We start from the raw sequence: 13,979 nt of genomic DNA, 5'->3' as shown, positions 1-13,979 counted from the left end.
AAAACGTTTACCTCCGGCGCACGCGATTCACGGAGTGATGAAGGTTCTCGTCACCGTCAAGGAGGTGGCCACCGTCGAGGACGACTTCGAGATTTCCGGAACCGAAATCGAGGAGACGTATCTCGACTACGACCTCAACGAGTGGGACGACTACGCCGTCGAGGAGGGCGTCCAGTTGGCCGAGGCCGGCGACGACGTGGAAGTCGTCGCGGTCACCATCGGCCCGGAGCGCGCCGACGAGACGATTCGGATGGCGCTCGCGAAGGGCGCGGACCGCGCGGTCCGCGTGTGGGACGACGCCATCGAGGACGTCGAACTGCTCGACGTGGAGACGAAGGCCGAACTGCTCGGCGCGGTCGTGGAAGCCGAGGACCCCGACCTCGTGCTGTCGGGCGTGCAGGCCAACGACGACTCCTTCGGCGCGACGGGCGTCGCGCTCGCCGAGGAAATCGGCTTCCAGTGGGCGGCGGTCGTGAACGCGCTCGACACCGAGAAGGTGCTCGACGAGGGCGTCGCGTCCGTGCGCCGCGAACTGGAGGGCGGCGTCGAGGAACTCACCGACGTCGACCTCCCGGCGGTGCTCACCATCCAGACGGGTATCAACGAGCCGCGGTACGCGAGCCTGCGCGGTATCCGGCAGGCCCAGTCGAAGGAAATCAAGCCCCAGAGCCTCGACGACCTCGGGCTCGACGCGTCGGTCGTCGAGTCCAGTCTGGACGTGACCGCGATGTACGAGCCGGAGACCGAAAGCGACGCGCAGTTCCTCGACGGCGACGCCGACGAGCAGGCGTCGAAGTTGGCTGACGTGCTCCGCGAGAAGGGGGTGGTCGGCGAATGACGGTTCTCACGATCGCCGACCACCGGCGCGGCGACCTGCGGGACGTGTCCTTCGAGTTGCTGACCGCGGGCCGCGAACTCGCGGACGCCGTCGGCACCGACCTGCACGCGGCCGTCATCTCCGGGAACGTCGAGGAGTTCGCGGACGACCTGAACCGCGAGGGCGTCGACCAGATTCACACCGTCGAGTACGGCGAGGAGTTCAACCACGACGTGTACGCGCAGGCCGTCACCGCGCTCACCGAGGACCTCGGCGCGGAGTTCCTGCTCGTCCCGAACAGCGTGAACGGCCTCGACTACGCGCCCGCCGTGGCGACGCGACTCGGGCGCTCGTACGCTTCTGACGCGGTCGGTCTGGACTACGACGGCACGCTCGAAGTCACCCGCGAGATGTACGGGTCGAAGGTCGAGACGACCGTCGAGGTCACCGAGGGCCCGTTCGTGGCGTCCGTGCGCAGCGGCGAGTGGCCGGCCGCCGAAGGCGTCGGCGACGCCGACGTCTCGGCGTTCGACTTCGACGTCGACGAGGACGCAGTCGGCTCCACCGTGAAGGGCTTCGAGGAGGTCGGCGGCGGCGACGTCGACATCAGCGAGGCGAACTTCCTCGTGTCCATCGGTCGCGGCATCGAGGAAGAGGAGAACCTCGAACTCGTCGAGGCGCTCGTCGAGGCGACGGGCGCGACGCTCTCCTCGTCGCGACCCATCGTCGACAACGGCTGGCTCCCGAAGAACCGGCAGGTCGGCCAGTCCGGCAAACAGGTGACGCCGGACGTCTACCTCGCCATCGGTATCTCGGGCGCGGTCCAGCACGTCGCCGGGATGAAGGGCGCGGACACCATCATCGCGGTGAACACGGACCCGAACGCGCCCATCTTCGACATCGCGGACTACGGCGTCGTCGGCGACCTGTTCGACGTGGTGCCCGCGCTCATCGAGGAGTTCGGCGGCGAACCCCCGAGCGTCTAAACCGGTAACGTCCGCGGCCGCAGGCCGCGGTTCGCAGATTCGATTTTTGTTTTTCGCGCCGAACAGCGACGGCTACGAGACGGTCACGCGAATCGCTAATTCACCGTCATTCTCGGGGAGACGACGAACGTGACGTGGCCGTCGCCCTCCGCGATGTCGAAACCGGCCTCGATGGGCGCTTCCTCGCCGAATCGGAGGTCGACGTCGCGGTCGGACGGGAGCGCGTCGGCGACGGACGCGAGGTACTGGAGGGAGAACAGCGAGTGGGCGGGGCCGGGGTCGATGGCGGCGCAGTCCTCGCCGGGGAAGTCGACTTCGACCGAGTCGGTGTCGCCGTCGGCGCGGACGTAGAGGGCGTCGGCGTCGGTGCCGAGCGCGAGGTGGTCGGCGACCATGTCGGCGGCGTCGACGGCGCGCGCGAACCCGGCGCCGTCGAGGGTGGCCGAGGCGGTGTACTGTTCCGCGAGGTCGATGCGGTCCGGCGGGGAGCGGACGGCGTCGGGGTCGATGCAGGCGAGCGTGTACGCGAGTTCGCCGACGCGCACGTGGAGCATCCGGCTTTCGGCGTCGAACGCGAGGCGGACCGGTTGGCCGGCGTCGGCGATACCGACCACGTCCCGGAGGCGGTCGAGGGGGATGCCGAGGCGGAGGCCGGCGTCGGGGGCGTCGTAGGCGTCGAAGGCGTCGGCGCCGAGCGAGAGCGAGACCATGCCGACGGTGGCGGGGTCCATCGCGTCGACGGCGAGGCCGTCGGGTTCGACGCGCACGACGCACTCGTCGACGAGCACGGCGAGCGCGTCCAGGGCGGTGGCGAGCGTGTCGCTGTCGGCGATGGCGTCGAACGCGGGGTCGGTCGGTGACTGGGCGTCGGTCGCGGGGTGGGTCGTCTCTGTCATGGGTGGTGACGCGGCCGCCGCGAGCGCGAGCGAGCGCCGCGGCGGGGCGGCGCGTGTCACCGGACAGTTCCGACCGCTCCTTAAGCGTTGTTCAGGTAATCAGACACGAGACGCAGTAGATAATTCAGTTTAAGTTATTTTTATATCCATGTTCCGTTTTACGTAACTCGAAAGCGATTATGTCTGATTCGGACAAGCGGGACCGCGGCGTGCTCACCGAGGCCGACCGCGCGTTTCTCCGCGGCGACCGAGAACTGGGAAGCGTACAGTCCGAGCGGAACGCCCGCGCTCGCATCAGAGACCGCGTCTACGACGCGCTGCTCGACTTCGAGGTGCTCGTCGAACACCTCGAAGACCGGGACGCCGAGTTGGTGTTCGGGAAGCGCGCGAGCGAGAGCGACGGCACCGAGGCCTTCGACGCGTTCGTCTCCCACCTCGCCTTCCTCTACTCGGGGCTGGAGCACACGGACCTCGACTTCGAGACGGTGCTCCGCGAGGGCGTGAACCTCGCCGAGGCCGCCAACGACCGCGCGGCGGCCGTCGACTACGACGTGACGTTCCACGCGCTCGACGCCGACCACCTCCGCGAGAAAGTCGAAGACGGCGAGTCGCTGTCGCTGACGGAAATCGCGTTCCTCTACGAGAGCGACGACGTGAGCCGGGACGAACTCGCGGACCTGCTCGGGGAGTCCCGCGCGAGCGACGTGGACGACGGGCGCGTCCAGTCGAAGGTCACGGAGTTCTGACCCGAGAACGGCGCGCTGGCGGGCCGGCGGCGCCCCTCGCCGCGGAGTCCCGTCACATATATCCACGCGAATCCCCGAGTCGGGGGTAATGGAGTACGTGGAGGCGCGTCGCGCCGCAATCGAGGACCGCATCGCGGAGACCGTCGGCGCGGTCGAGCCCGCGGAACTCGGCGAGGAACTCGAACACGTCGTGCTCGCGGGCGGGAAGCGCGTGCGGCCGACGCTCACCGTCCTCGTCTGCGAGGCCGCCGGCGGCGACGTCTGGGAGACGCCGGCGGCGTCCACGGCCCGCCAGCAGGTGGCACTCTCCGAGGATGGTGAGGACGCCCTCGACTTCGCGGTCGGCGTCGAACTCGTACACAACGCCTCCCTCGTCGTCGACGACATCATCGACCAGTCGGAGGTGCGTCGGGGGACGCCGTCGGCGTGGGCGGAGTTCGACTACGGGCCCGCCATCGTCGCCTCGAACGGCCTGCTCGGCGAGGCGTTCGCGCTGTTCTCGCGGGAACCGCGGGCGATGGAGTGTGTCACCGACGCGCTCGTCGACCTCGGGGAGGGCGAGGCCATCGAGTTGGTCGACCGCCCCGAGACCGAAGCGGAGTACATGGAGTTGGCGCGCCGGAAGACGGGCGCGCTGTTCCGCGCGGCCGCCGAGCTCGGCGCGGTCGCGGCGGACGCCGACGGCCGCACCGTGGAGACGCTCGGCGAGTACGCCGAGCGCGTCGGCGTCGCGTTCCAGATTCGGGACGACGTGCTGGACGCCACCGCGGACAGCGAGGCGTTGGGGAAGCCGGCGGGCATCGACGAGGAGATGGACCGCCCGAGCATCGTGCGCGTCACCGACCAGTCGCCCGAGGAACTGAACGACCTCGCGGTCGCGGAGTCAGACCGGGCGCTGGAAGCGCTGGACAGCCTGAATCTCCCAGAGGGCGAGGCCCGGGACTACCTCGAATATCTCGCGGAGTTCGTCGTCTCGCGGGAGCGCTAGGCGGCCTCCGCCTGCCCGCGGTAGGACTCGACGACGGCGAACGTCAGCGTCGACAGCACGCTCACCAGCGTCCCGACTGTCAGCACCGCCGCGAGTTCGGTGAGCGTCACGTAGTCGAGGAAGAACCCCGAGAGCGTGTGGAGCACGGCGGCGATGGAGAGCACGTAGAACGGCGCGTTCAGGTACCGCCACCGGAACCGGTCGGCGAGATACTCGTCGGTCACCTGTCCGAGACTCGTCGTGAGGCCGGCGGCGGCGAACCACCGGACGGCGCCGAAGATGAGCGCCGCGACGACTGTCGACGGCGCGAGCGCGCCGTCGGTCGCGTCCCGCACCGCCTGGAGTTCGGTGACGCCCTCGACGCCGCCGATGACGAGCAGCGCGGCGGCGACGACGTACGTGATGAGCGTCACGCGGCCCGTGTAGAGACTGGAGCGCACGCGCTCGACGGTCTCGTCGACGACGCGTTCGAGGCCGAGCCCGCGGAACAGCGCGTACAGTCCGACCGCTGCGGAGGACACGCCCAGCACCGCGCCCGGCAGCCCGAAGAAGTCCGCGAGCACCGCCAGCGGGTAGATGAGCAGCAGAATCCCGAGTGGGACCAGAATCGTGCCCCGCGTCTCGGGGTCGTTCATCACCTGCTTGAGCGTGTAGTACATCGACTCGAGGTCCTGGGCCTGCCTGACGACGACGCGCTTGACGGCGTCGATGGGCACCCGCGACCGGATGACCGGGACGACGGACTCGTCCTGCGCGCCGTCGGTGACGACGACGGCGCGGACGGGGTCGTCGGTGCGAATGGACGCGAGCACCTCGTCGACCTCCCGGCCGACCTTGCGGTTCGCGGCGACGTCGCCGCGCTCGACCCCGGTGACGGCGGCGACCTCGACGTCCTCGTCGCTGCTGTACTTGTCGTGGAGGTGGACGCCCTCGAAGAGGACGTTCACGTCGCTGTCCTCGGGGTCGGCCTCCGCGAGCGAGACGGCGGCGTGTTCGACCTCGTTGCGGCCGACCACGGGCGTCGGGACGCCGGTCTTGCGCCCGAGGTCGTCGTCGAGGTCCACGCACAGCACCAGCAGCATCTACTCGACCTAGGCGGGCGGGCTATTTTTGTTTTCGGGCGCGGCGACGGAACCGGACGAACGCCCACCGCGACCGAATCACCTGACGTGGCCGGGGTCCGTGAGTCGGTAGTCGGCGTCGTCGCGGGCGAGGCGGCGCGTGATGGCGACGACGGGCAGGAGGGTGAGCGCGCCGAGCGCGAACGGCGCCCAGTAGCCGACGGTGGCGTACGCGCCGCCCATGACGACGGGCCCGACGGTACGGGCGAGACTGCCCGCCGACTGCGTGACGCCGAACGCGGAGCCCTGCAGGTCGGCGCTCGCGCGCCGGGAGACGAGCGCGACGAGCGTGACGTTCAACACGCCGTTGCCGAGCGCGAGCGCGACGAGCACGGCGAGCAGGGCGGCGAGTTCGGGGCCGAGCGCGCCGGCAGTGACGAACGGGAGGAGCGCACGCCCGAGTTCGGGGGCGACGGGAAGCGCGGCGACGGCGGCGACGAGGACGGACACCCCGAAGACGGTGGCGCGCGCCTCGCCGACGCGGTCGGTGAACCGCCCGACGAAGACGCCCTGTACGAGCACGGAGAGCACGCCGATGTACGCGAGCAACAGCGCGCTCTGCGTGGTGCCGTAGTCGTAGACGTCGGCGACGAACGGGATGAACATGATTTGGACGCCGGAGAACGCGAACGACAGCGCGAAGAAGGCGACGAGCAGGCCCCTGAGCGCGGGCGCACTCGCCGCGGCGCGGAGGTCCGCGAGCGGCGTCGTCTCGGCGACGCCGGCGGTGGCGACGCGGCGCGTCTCGGGGAGGTAGCGGTAGGCGAGCGCGAGGTTCGCGAGCGCGAGGACGGCGGCGCCGAACGCGGGCAGCGAGAACCGCGAAATCGGGAGCCAGTCGGGCGCGAGGCGGGCGACGGCGGCGACCACGGGGTCAAACGAGAGCACCGCGCCGAGCGACGGCCCGACGATGAAGCCGAGGCCGAACGCCGCGCCGACGAGGCCGAGCGCGCGCGTCCGGTCGTCCTCGGGCGTGATGTCGGCGACGTAGGCCTGCGCGGCGGCGACGTTCCCGCCCATCGCGCCGGCGAGCAGGCGGGACGCGAACAGCCACGCGAGGCCGGTGGCGAATCCGAACACCGTCCACGCGAGCGCGCTCCCGGCGACGGAGACGAGGATGACGGGGCGGCGGCCGCGGCGGTCCGACAGCGTGCCGAGGACGGGCGCGCCGACGAACTGCATCAGCGAGTACGACGCCGCGAGCAGGCCGATGACGAGTTCGTCGCCGCCGAAGAACCGCGTGTAAAAGGGGAGGACGGGGATGACGACGCCGAACCCGACGAGGTCCACGAACACGACCGCGAGCACGGCGAACAGCGCGCGGCGTCGGCTCGCGTCGTCCATACCGGTACGTCCACGCGCCGCCCGATAAAGGTCAGTCGCCAGTAGATGATACGCCCATAGTTCGAGGTGATGGAACTGTCACTACCACCTCGAAAGCCCCTGCTCGCTCGCGGTCGCTCGCTGGCATATCGCTCACTGCGTTCGCGATAGCGGCCACCGAGACGACCACACAAGCGCGAGCGAGCAGCCCCTTTCAGTCCCACCCGATGCCGGCTGACCAACCGGTCGAGGGTGGGACTGAAAGGGGCGAGGTGCTGCGGAAAGCCGGGCGACGCAAGCACGCGAACAAGGTGAGCGCGCGCAGCGAGCCCCGCGACCGCAGCACCTCGGGGCTTTCGAGGTGGTATCCGAAGCGGGACGCCACGAATCCGAACACTATCGACACGGACGCCGTTTCGCACGCTTTTTGAGGCTTCGAGCAGTACGAATTGGCCACGAATGATTTCCAAGGGCTGTGAGCAGTGCGCGAAAGGAGGGAAGATGGTCCTCTTCGTCTACGGTTACTGCGACCAGCGCGACTGCTTTTACTGCCCGCTCGGCGAGAACCGGAAGAACGTCCAGCAGGTGTACGCCAACGAGCGTCCGGTCGAGGAGGACTCGGACATCGTCGAGGAGGCGAAACTGATGGACGCGCTCGGCACCTCCATCACGGGCGGGGAGCCACAGGAAGTGATGGACAAGACCTGTCGGTACCTCCGCCTGCTCAAAGACGAGTTCGGCGAGGACCACCACACGCACCTCTACACCGGAATTACGGGCGGCCGCGAGAACATGCGCCGCCTGTCGGAGGCAGGTCTGGACGAGATTCGGTTCCACCCGCCCTACGAGCAGTGGGGCGACCTCCACGGCACCGAGTGGGAGGACATCCTCTACATCGCGCGAGAGGAGGGCCTGACGCCCGCCTTCGAGATTCCGGGCATCCGCGCCGAGCAGGAGTTCCTCGACTTCCTCGACGAGGGCGCCGCCGACTTCTGTAACGTCAACGAGTTCGAGATGAGTCAGGGGAACTACGAGCGCATGCAGGAGGCCGGCTACGAACTCCAGGAGAACCACATGAGCGCGGTGGACGGCTCGAAGGACGCGATTCTGGAAGAGATGGCCGACCACGAGAAGGTGTACTTCTGCACGTCCGTGTTCAAGGACGCCGCCCAGCACCGCTCCCGATTGAAGCGGATGGCGCGGAACGTCCGCCGGGAGTTCGACGAGGTCACGGACGACGGCACGCTCGTCTACGGGAAGACGACGGTCAGCCCCGAGCGCATCCGCGAACTCGGCGTCCCCGAGGAGTTCTACACCGTGAAGTCCGACCACGTCGAGGTCGCGTGGTGGCTCCTCGAAGAGATGATAGAGGACGGCGACGTGAGTCAGGGCGAAATCGTGGAGCAGTACCCGACCTACGACGGCCAAGTCGTCGAGCGAACGCCGCTGGCGTAGCTGTTTTTTAGCGTAGATTTTTGCGGCGCGAACGGCGAGCACCACGAGCCAGACCCCGAGCAGGCAGCCCTCACAGCGAGAGCAACAGCATCGCGAACGCGTACAGCCCCCCGGAGAGCAACAAAAGCGACACGAGGATGGCGAACCACTTGCGGCCGCTCCCCGGAATGCTGGGGGTGTTAGACGGGGAGAGCGCGGACAGCGGGTCGTCCGGGTCGGGTTCGCCGTCGGTCACGGTCGGAGCGTCGTCGTCGTGGTTCATCACGGTTGCGGGGGTTCGCAGGGCGCGCGACTACGCCTCTATCTTCCGGAGTATCTCCTCGGCCTGCTCGCGGGCCTTCGACTCGCCGACGTGCTTGTCGACGAGAATCGACTGGACGACCCAGTCGTCGCCGCGTCGCCCCATCCGGACTTCGCTCCCTTTCGAGACGGAGTCGGAGACGCGGTCGGCCCACTCCGGGGTGCGTATCTGGTCGAACTGGTCGGGGTCGCGAAAGCGCACGTGGATGTACTCGCCCTCGGTCTCGACAACGCTCGGGGACGGGAGGTTCGCCATGCGCGTTCGTACGCGAGCGACGGTGTTGGGCGTAGGGACAACGTAGTTCGGCGTACGGACAGCGTGGCCGCGGAGTGGTTACCGCGCTGTCAGTCGTCGTAGCAATCGAGGTCGGTGGCGGCGCAGGCCTCGTCGGCGTCGACGCGGTAGACGGTGACCGCGTCGTTCGCGTAGACCTCGCGGACGCCGGGGCCGCCGAACTCGGCGTCCGGGTAGCGCTCGCGCTCGACCGGCCCGTAGTAGACGTACTCGACGTCGTACTTGTCGTAGAGCAGCGCTCGCGTGGCGCGGTCGCCCCGGTAGATGAACTCGACGTCGGTCGCGCGGTCGCGGAACGCGTCGGTCCCCCGGTAGCCGGCCTCGTGTTCCCACCCGACGACGGTGGGGAGACCGGTGAACACCGACGGCGCGCTCACCCACTGGTAGATGGGGTCGCCGACGGCGGTGACCATCGTCGGCTGGCCGTCGGTGTTCGTTCGGAGCCACTGGAAGGCGTCGGCTTCCTCGGGGTGCCACGTCTCCACGAACTGGGTGGCGTCCGTCGTCGCGCGCTTCGGTTCGACCACGGGGTCGCCGAAGTGCCCGGTGAGCGCGACGGCGGGGAAGGTGAGGGAGGCGGTAACGACGAGGACGGCGACGAGCGCGCTCGCAGCGTCGGTGGTCGAGAAGCGCACGGCGCCGTCACCGACGAGCGCGCGCAGGCGCTCGCGGAGCGGTTCGAGGAGGCTGGCGGCAGCGACGCCAGCGCCGACGCCCCACAGCACACTCGCCTGCATCGACACCTTGTAGACGGTGTTCCACCGGATTGCGTCGGGGTCGTACGGCCACACCTTGGCGTACGCGAGTTCGACGGCGACGAGCAGGCCGGCGCCGGCGACGGCGAGCAGGGCGGCGAACCCGGCGCGGTTCCTGCGTCGCAGGTACCACCCGACGGCGATGACGGGCAACAGGAGCGCGAGCGACCCGGCGTCGAGGAGCGTGCTGGCGGCGAGCGCGACGCCCCACGCGAGCAGGACGCCGGCAGTCCGGAGGGCGCCGAGGCCGACTCTGCGAGCGAAGTGCGCGGCGAACGCGGCGACAAACCCACCCCAGACGAGGAGGTAGGCGGGGAACGGACTGCGCGGCGGGAGGAAGCCGACGCCGCCGTTGTCGGGCGCGTAGAACAGCACGAACGGCGCGGCAAAGGCGAGGCCGGCGAGCGCGACGAACGCGCCGACGGCGACTGCGAGGCCGTACCGGGAGAGTTCGCCGAGCGCGCCGCGTCTCGGGACGCGCCCCCGGAGTCGTTCGGGGAGCGAGGCGGCGGGGTGGGCGTCGGCGAGCGCGACGGCGAGGAAGCCGACGCCGGCGACGGTGGGGAGACTCCACGTGCTCGTGATGGCGAGCGCGCCGGCGACGACGGGGAGCGCGCCGAACAGGAGCGCGAGGCGGCGACGGCGGTCGGTCGCGCGGTACGCGGCGAACGCGACGCCGACGCCCGGCAGGAGGAGCGTCGGCGCGAGGACGTGGGCGTGCAGGTCGCCGTTCAGGTACGCCCAGAACGGCGTCACGGTGATGGTCGAGGGGACGACGTATCGGCCGATCCAGTACGGCCACTCCGAGAGCGTGGTGGCGTGCGCGAACGGGTCGCCGATGCGGATGCCGGCCCACGCCCACGCGAAGTGCTCGCGGGCGAACGCCTCGGGCAGGAATCCGAGGAGCAGGCGGAACGGCGTCGCGACGAACCCGCCGAGGCAGACGAACGCGACGACGAGGGCGCCCGCCAGCACCGGGGAGCGCCCGCGGTGGTCGGCGATGGCGGCGCCCAGCGAGTACGCGCCCGACGCGAGGCCGGCGTAGAACGTCGCCAGTCCGAGGTTGTAGGCGTGGGCCGGCGCGACGCCCGTGAGTTCGGTGAACGCGGCGACCGAGAGGATGCCGCCGTAGTAGTAGCGCACGGGCTCCCCGGCGAACCAGATGTCCTCGGGCGGGAGGCTGTGGTCGAGCGTGAGCGCGCGCAACAGCCCGAAGTCGAGGAACTTCTCGCCGCCGCCGGGGTGGGCGGCGGGGTCGACGGCGCGCACCGCGACGAAGAACGCGAACGCGGCGAGGAAGACGGCGGTCGGTCCCGCGAGCGCTCGCGCGTCCGGGAGGTCGGCGTCGCGGCCGGCGAACACGCCGACGGCAACGACGAGGAACGCGCTGGCGACGGCGACGCTCCACCCCCAGTGGAGGCGGCCGAGCCAGTACGCGGCGAGCGCGAGCGCGGCGAACGCGACGCCGGGCGCGAGGCCCGCGCCGCTGTCGGGGAACCCGCTGAAGAGGCGCGCACACAGGGGGACGACGGCGGCGGCGAACGCGAGCGTCGCCACGAGCCAGTACGCGGCGAGCAGGTACTCCATTCGGCCACGAGTCCGCCGCCGGGAGGTATGTGTTTTCTGCATCAGGTTGGTGGCACGGTAGCGGCGTCCGCGGCGGGAACCGTCCGCGTTCCGGTGTGAGCGTGCCGCAAGGGTTTAGACCGCCGGCCAGTAACGGCCCGTATGGCCGACTGTCCACTCGCCGACGACTGCCCCAGCTTTCAGGAACAGATAGAGGGGATGGGGTGTCAGCACTACGGCGACCGCGGCGGGATGGAGTGGTGTAACCACTACAATCAGCCCATCGAGGACCTGAAGACCGCGCCCGTGGTGCCCGGCGAGGAGGTCGTTCTGGAGGTCGACGACATGCACGAGAGCGGCGCGGGCGTCGGCCGACAGGAGGAGAGTGGCTTCATCGTGATGGTCGACGGCGTCCTGCCGCCGGCCCGCGTGAAAGCCGAAGTGACGAAGGTGAAACCGAACTACGCGCGCGCCGACCTCATCGAGAAGTTGCCGGAGGAACCCGACGACGAGGAGGCCGCGGACGACGACGAGGAAGACGAGGACGAGGAGCAGGAAAGCGAGGGCAGCGAGACGTCCGAGCGCCTCGGCAGCCGCGAGAACTTCTGGGGGAACTAGGAGAAGTCGCCGAGGTCGATTTCGTCGCTGAGTTTGAGTGTCCCGTCGACGAGTGTCGGGAGCGGTGGATTCTTGAGTTCGTTCTCGATTGATTCGAGGAGAATCTCCTGTCGGTCCACGGCCGCGGAGTAGAGGCGATTCCCCGCTTCCGTAGGGTTCGTCGTCCAGAATCCGCCGAGGTTTGCGTCGTTGTCGGGGTACTCGTGGACGGTCACGGGGACGGCGTCGTCGCCCGTCGCCTGCGACGTGTCGAACTCGTACAGTTGCGGGCTACCGGACACCGCGCGTCTGAGTGCGAGTGTCGGGTCACCGAGGAGCGTGTAGCGTTCGGTGTCGACGCCGCTGTACCGGAGAGAGTCGAGCGTCGCGTACATCGGGAAGCCCGCGTCAAGGAGCATCGCGGCGTAGTGCCCGACGGCGCTGGCCGTCGCGTCGGCCACGTCGTCGACGGTGACGATGCCGGCGGCGCTCCCGGCCGTGAGGAGCGCGTGTCCCTGTTCGTAGGAGCGACAGCCGTTGAGAAAGAACGCGCCGACGCCCGTGCTGGCGAGCGTGCGCAGGTCGAGCGTGCCGTCCGGGCAGACCATGCCGTAGTCGGTGACGTGGCCGACGAAGTGCAGGAAGTCGGTGTCCTCGTGGAGGACGTCCCGGAGTTCGGTCGTGGTGAGCGACCGGGAGACGGTGACGTCCGTCTCGGACATCGGGTGGGAGTCGTAGGGCGTCTCGTCCGGGTCGTCGATGCGGGTGTCGTTGTAGACGACGTGTACGTCCAGCGGGCCGTCGCCCTGCGGCCAGTCGGCGGCCCGTTGGAACGACCCGACGGTGGGGGAAGCGGCGTCGACGGCGAACCCGTCGGCGACCCACGCGTGCCCCGGCGTGTCGGCGGGCGACGGGACGACGACTTCGGTCGGCGCGGTCGACTGGCTGGCGGTCGCGGTCTGGGCCGCGGAGCGCGAGAGCGCGTCCGGTTCCGGCGAGCGCGTCGCCGGGCGGGGAGTCGGCGGCGGACTCCGAATCAACGCGAGTTCGTCCACGAGGTACGGGAGCGTCGGCGCCGTCTGGGGTTCGTCGGCGACGTCGGCGGTGAGGTGCCAGTCGACGAGGCCGTCGGTCGCGTACCGCGGCACGTCGAGGTACGCCGCGGTGCGTTCGTCCAGCGGCAGGTCGAAGAGGTGTTCGTAGTCGACCTCGGTGCGGTCGTCGAAGGTCTCGGCCTGCTCGTGGCGGAACGGGTAGACGCCGACCGAGCGCACGACGCCGTCGAGCGCGAACAGGTGTCCGAGACAGGTCCGGACGTCGGCGGCGAGCGCGTCGGGGTCGAACTCGCGGACGGCGCCGGCCGCGCGGAGACGTGGCTTGGGGCCGGGTTCGACGGTCGCGCCGAGGTAGTACGCGAGCGGCGCGACGGTGTAGACGGCGCCGTACTCCGGCGGTACCTCGACGGTGACGCCGGTGTCCGGTGGTGCGACGGCGTCCGGCACGTCGAGTTCGTCGCCGCGCCGAACCGTCGGCGGGTGGCCGCGGAGCGTCGGCCACGACCGGTCTGGCGTGTGGGACTTGAGCGCGGACCCGAACGTCGAGACGGCGGCCATCAGGTCGCGGGGGTCGTCGGTGACGGTGACCGTCGCCTCCGGGCTCTCGTGGTGAGAGCGCACGCCGACGACGAGGCGCGTCGAGGGGTCGGCGTCGATGTAGACGTGGTCGTCGGCGTACCGGGCGGCGACCGTGCCGTCACACACTTTCACGAACACCTTGGCGGCGGGCGGCGACACGTCGACTTCGTAGGTGCCACGCGACAGGCGCTCGCTCGACTCGGCGTCCTCGGTCTGGTGGACGACGTCGCCGCCCTCCATGAATATCGCCGGGAGGAGTCCCGGGAAGTGAATTTCCCCGGCTTCGACGGCGACGGCGCTGTCCACGGGCATCGCGAACTCGTCGGGGGACGCCGGCTCGGGGTCGAGGGCGCGGTCGGCGCGGAGTTCGAACTGCTCTCCTTCGGTGGTGTCCCGAACCCTGAGTCCGTCGTCGCCGTCGAGTGGTTCGAACTCGACGGTCACGTCCCACCGCCCCCGACAGCGGGCCGTCGGTGCATAGAAAACCGTTCCCGCGGGCG

The 13,979-nt window shown here is 69.8% G+C and carries 13 protein-coding genes; 6 read left to right on the top strand and 7 right to left on the bottom strand.

Annotated features, from left to right (window positions below; all coding sequences use genetic code 11):
- Nucleotides 1-37: 37 nt before the first annotated feature.
- On the top strand, nt 38-838 hold the full coding sequence (locus tag LT972_RS00700) for an electron transfer flavoprotein subunit beta/FixA family protein (protein WP_232571272.1): 801 nt from the start codon (nt 38-40) through the stop codon (nt 836-838).
- Nucleotides 835-1,803: an electron transfer flavoprotein subunit alpha/FixB family protein gene (locus LT972_RS00695; RefSeq protein ID WP_232571271.1), complete on the top strand. Its 969-nt coding sequence runs from the start codon at nt 835-837 to the stop codon at nt 1,801-1,803. Before LT972_RS00700 ends, LT972_RS00695 begins: the two co-directional genes overlap by 4 nt.
- A 95-nt stretch (nt 1,804-1,898) precedes the next feature.
- Here LT972_RS00695 and LT972_RS00690 read toward each other — a convergent pair whose 3' ends face one another.
- Nucleotides 1,899-2,699: a DNA polymerase sliding clamp gene (locus LT972_RS00690; protein ID WP_232571270.1), complete on the bottom strand. Its 801-nt coding sequence runs from the start codon at nt 2,697-2,699 to the stop codon at nt 1,899-1,901.
- A 179-nt stretch (nt 2,700-2,878) separates the two neighbouring features.
- On the opposite strand from LT972_RS00690, the gene LT972_RS00685 reads away from it, so the two are divergent.
- Both LT972_RS00685 and LT972_RS00680 read left to right on the top strand, forming a co-directional pair.
- Complete coding sequence (locus LT972_RS00685) at nt 2,879-3,445, top strand: hypothetical protein (protein ID WP_232571269.1); 567 nt, start codon at nt 2,879-2,881, stop codon at nt 3,443-3,445.
- Nucleotides 3,446-3,533: 88 nt separating this feature from the next.
- A complete protein-coding gene (locus LT972_RS00680; RefSeq protein WP_232571268.1) occupies nt 3,534-4,433 on the top strand; it encodes a polyprenyl synthetase family protein in 900 nt (299 codons plus the stop codon).
- Here LT972_RS00680 and LT972_RS00675 read toward each other — a convergent pair.
- Nucleotides 4,430-5,515, bottom strand: coding sequence for a DUF373 family protein (locus tag LT972_RS00675; protein WP_232571267.1), 1,086 nt, complete (start codon nt 5,513-5,515; stop codon nt 4,430-4,432). The two genes, LT972_RS00680 and LT972_RS00675, sit on opposite strands and share 4 nt — an antisense overlap.
- Before the next feature lie 78 nt (nt 5,516-5,593).
- Nucleotides 5,594-6,898, bottom strand: coding sequence for an MFS transporter (locus LT972_RS00670; protein WP_232571266.1), 1,305 nt, complete (start codon nt 6,896-6,898; stop codon nt 5,594-5,596).
- A gap of 438 nt (nt 6,899-7,336) precedes the next feature.
- Between LT972_RS00670 and LT972_RS00665 the strand changes: the two genes are divergently transcribed.
- On the top strand, nt 7,337-8,332 hold the full coding sequence (locus tag LT972_RS00665; protein WP_232571265.1) for a radical SAM protein: 996 nt from the start codon (nt 7,337-7,339) through the stop codon (nt 8,330-8,332).
- A gap of 70 nt (nt 8,333-8,402) precedes the next feature.
- Here the strand turns inward: LT972_RS00665 and LT972_RS00660 are convergent, their stop codons facing one another.
- The 3 genes from LT972_RS00660 to LT972_RS00650 form a co-directional block, all read right to left on the bottom strand.
- Nucleotides 8,403-8,594, bottom strand: a complete 192-nt coding sequence (locus LT972_RS00660; protein WP_232571264.1) for a hypothetical protein — start codon at nt 8,592-8,594, stop codon at nt 8,403-8,405.
- Nucleotides 8,595-8,624: 30 nt separating this feature from the next.
- Complete coding sequence (locus LT972_RS00655) at nt 8,625-8,888, bottom strand: hypothetical protein (protein ID WP_232571263.1); 264 nt, start codon at nt 8,886-8,888, stop codon at nt 8,625-8,627.
- An 89-nt stretch (nt 8,889-8,977) separates the two neighbouring features.
- Complete coding sequence (locus tag LT972_RS00650) at nt 8,978-11,269, bottom strand: DUF2298 domain-containing protein (protein WP_232571262.1); 2,292 nt, start codon at nt 11,267-11,269, stop codon at nt 8,978-8,980.
- A gap of 141 nt (nt 11,270-11,410) precedes the next feature.
- On the opposite strand from LT972_RS00650, the gene LT972_RS00645 reads away from it, so the two are divergent.
- Nucleotides 11,411-11,866 (top strand): TRAM domain-containing protein, encoded by a 456-nt coding sequence (locus LT972_RS00645; protein WP_232571261.1) that lies wholly within the window; start codon nt 11,411-11,413, stop codon nt 11,864-11,866.
- Here the strand turns inward: LT972_RS00645 and LT972_RS00640 are convergent.
- Nucleotides 11,863-13,923 carry a hypothetical protein gene (locus LT972_RS00640; protein ID WP_232571260.1) on the bottom strand — a complete coding sequence of 687 codons (2,061 nt, stop codon included), beginning with the start codon at nt 13,921-13,923 and terminating at the stop codon, nt 11,863-11,865. The genes LT972_RS00645 and LT972_RS00640 overlap by 4 nt on opposite strands.
- Nucleotides 13,924-13,979: the final 56 nt, after the last annotated feature.

It is taken from the genome of Halobacterium litoreum (assembly GCF_021233415.1).
GTDB classification, from domain to species: domain Archaea; phylum Halobacteriota; class Halobacteria; order Halobacteriales; family Halobacteriaceae; genus Halobacterium; species Halobacterium litoreum.
This window is presented reverse-complemented; position numbering and strand designations above follow the sequence as displayed.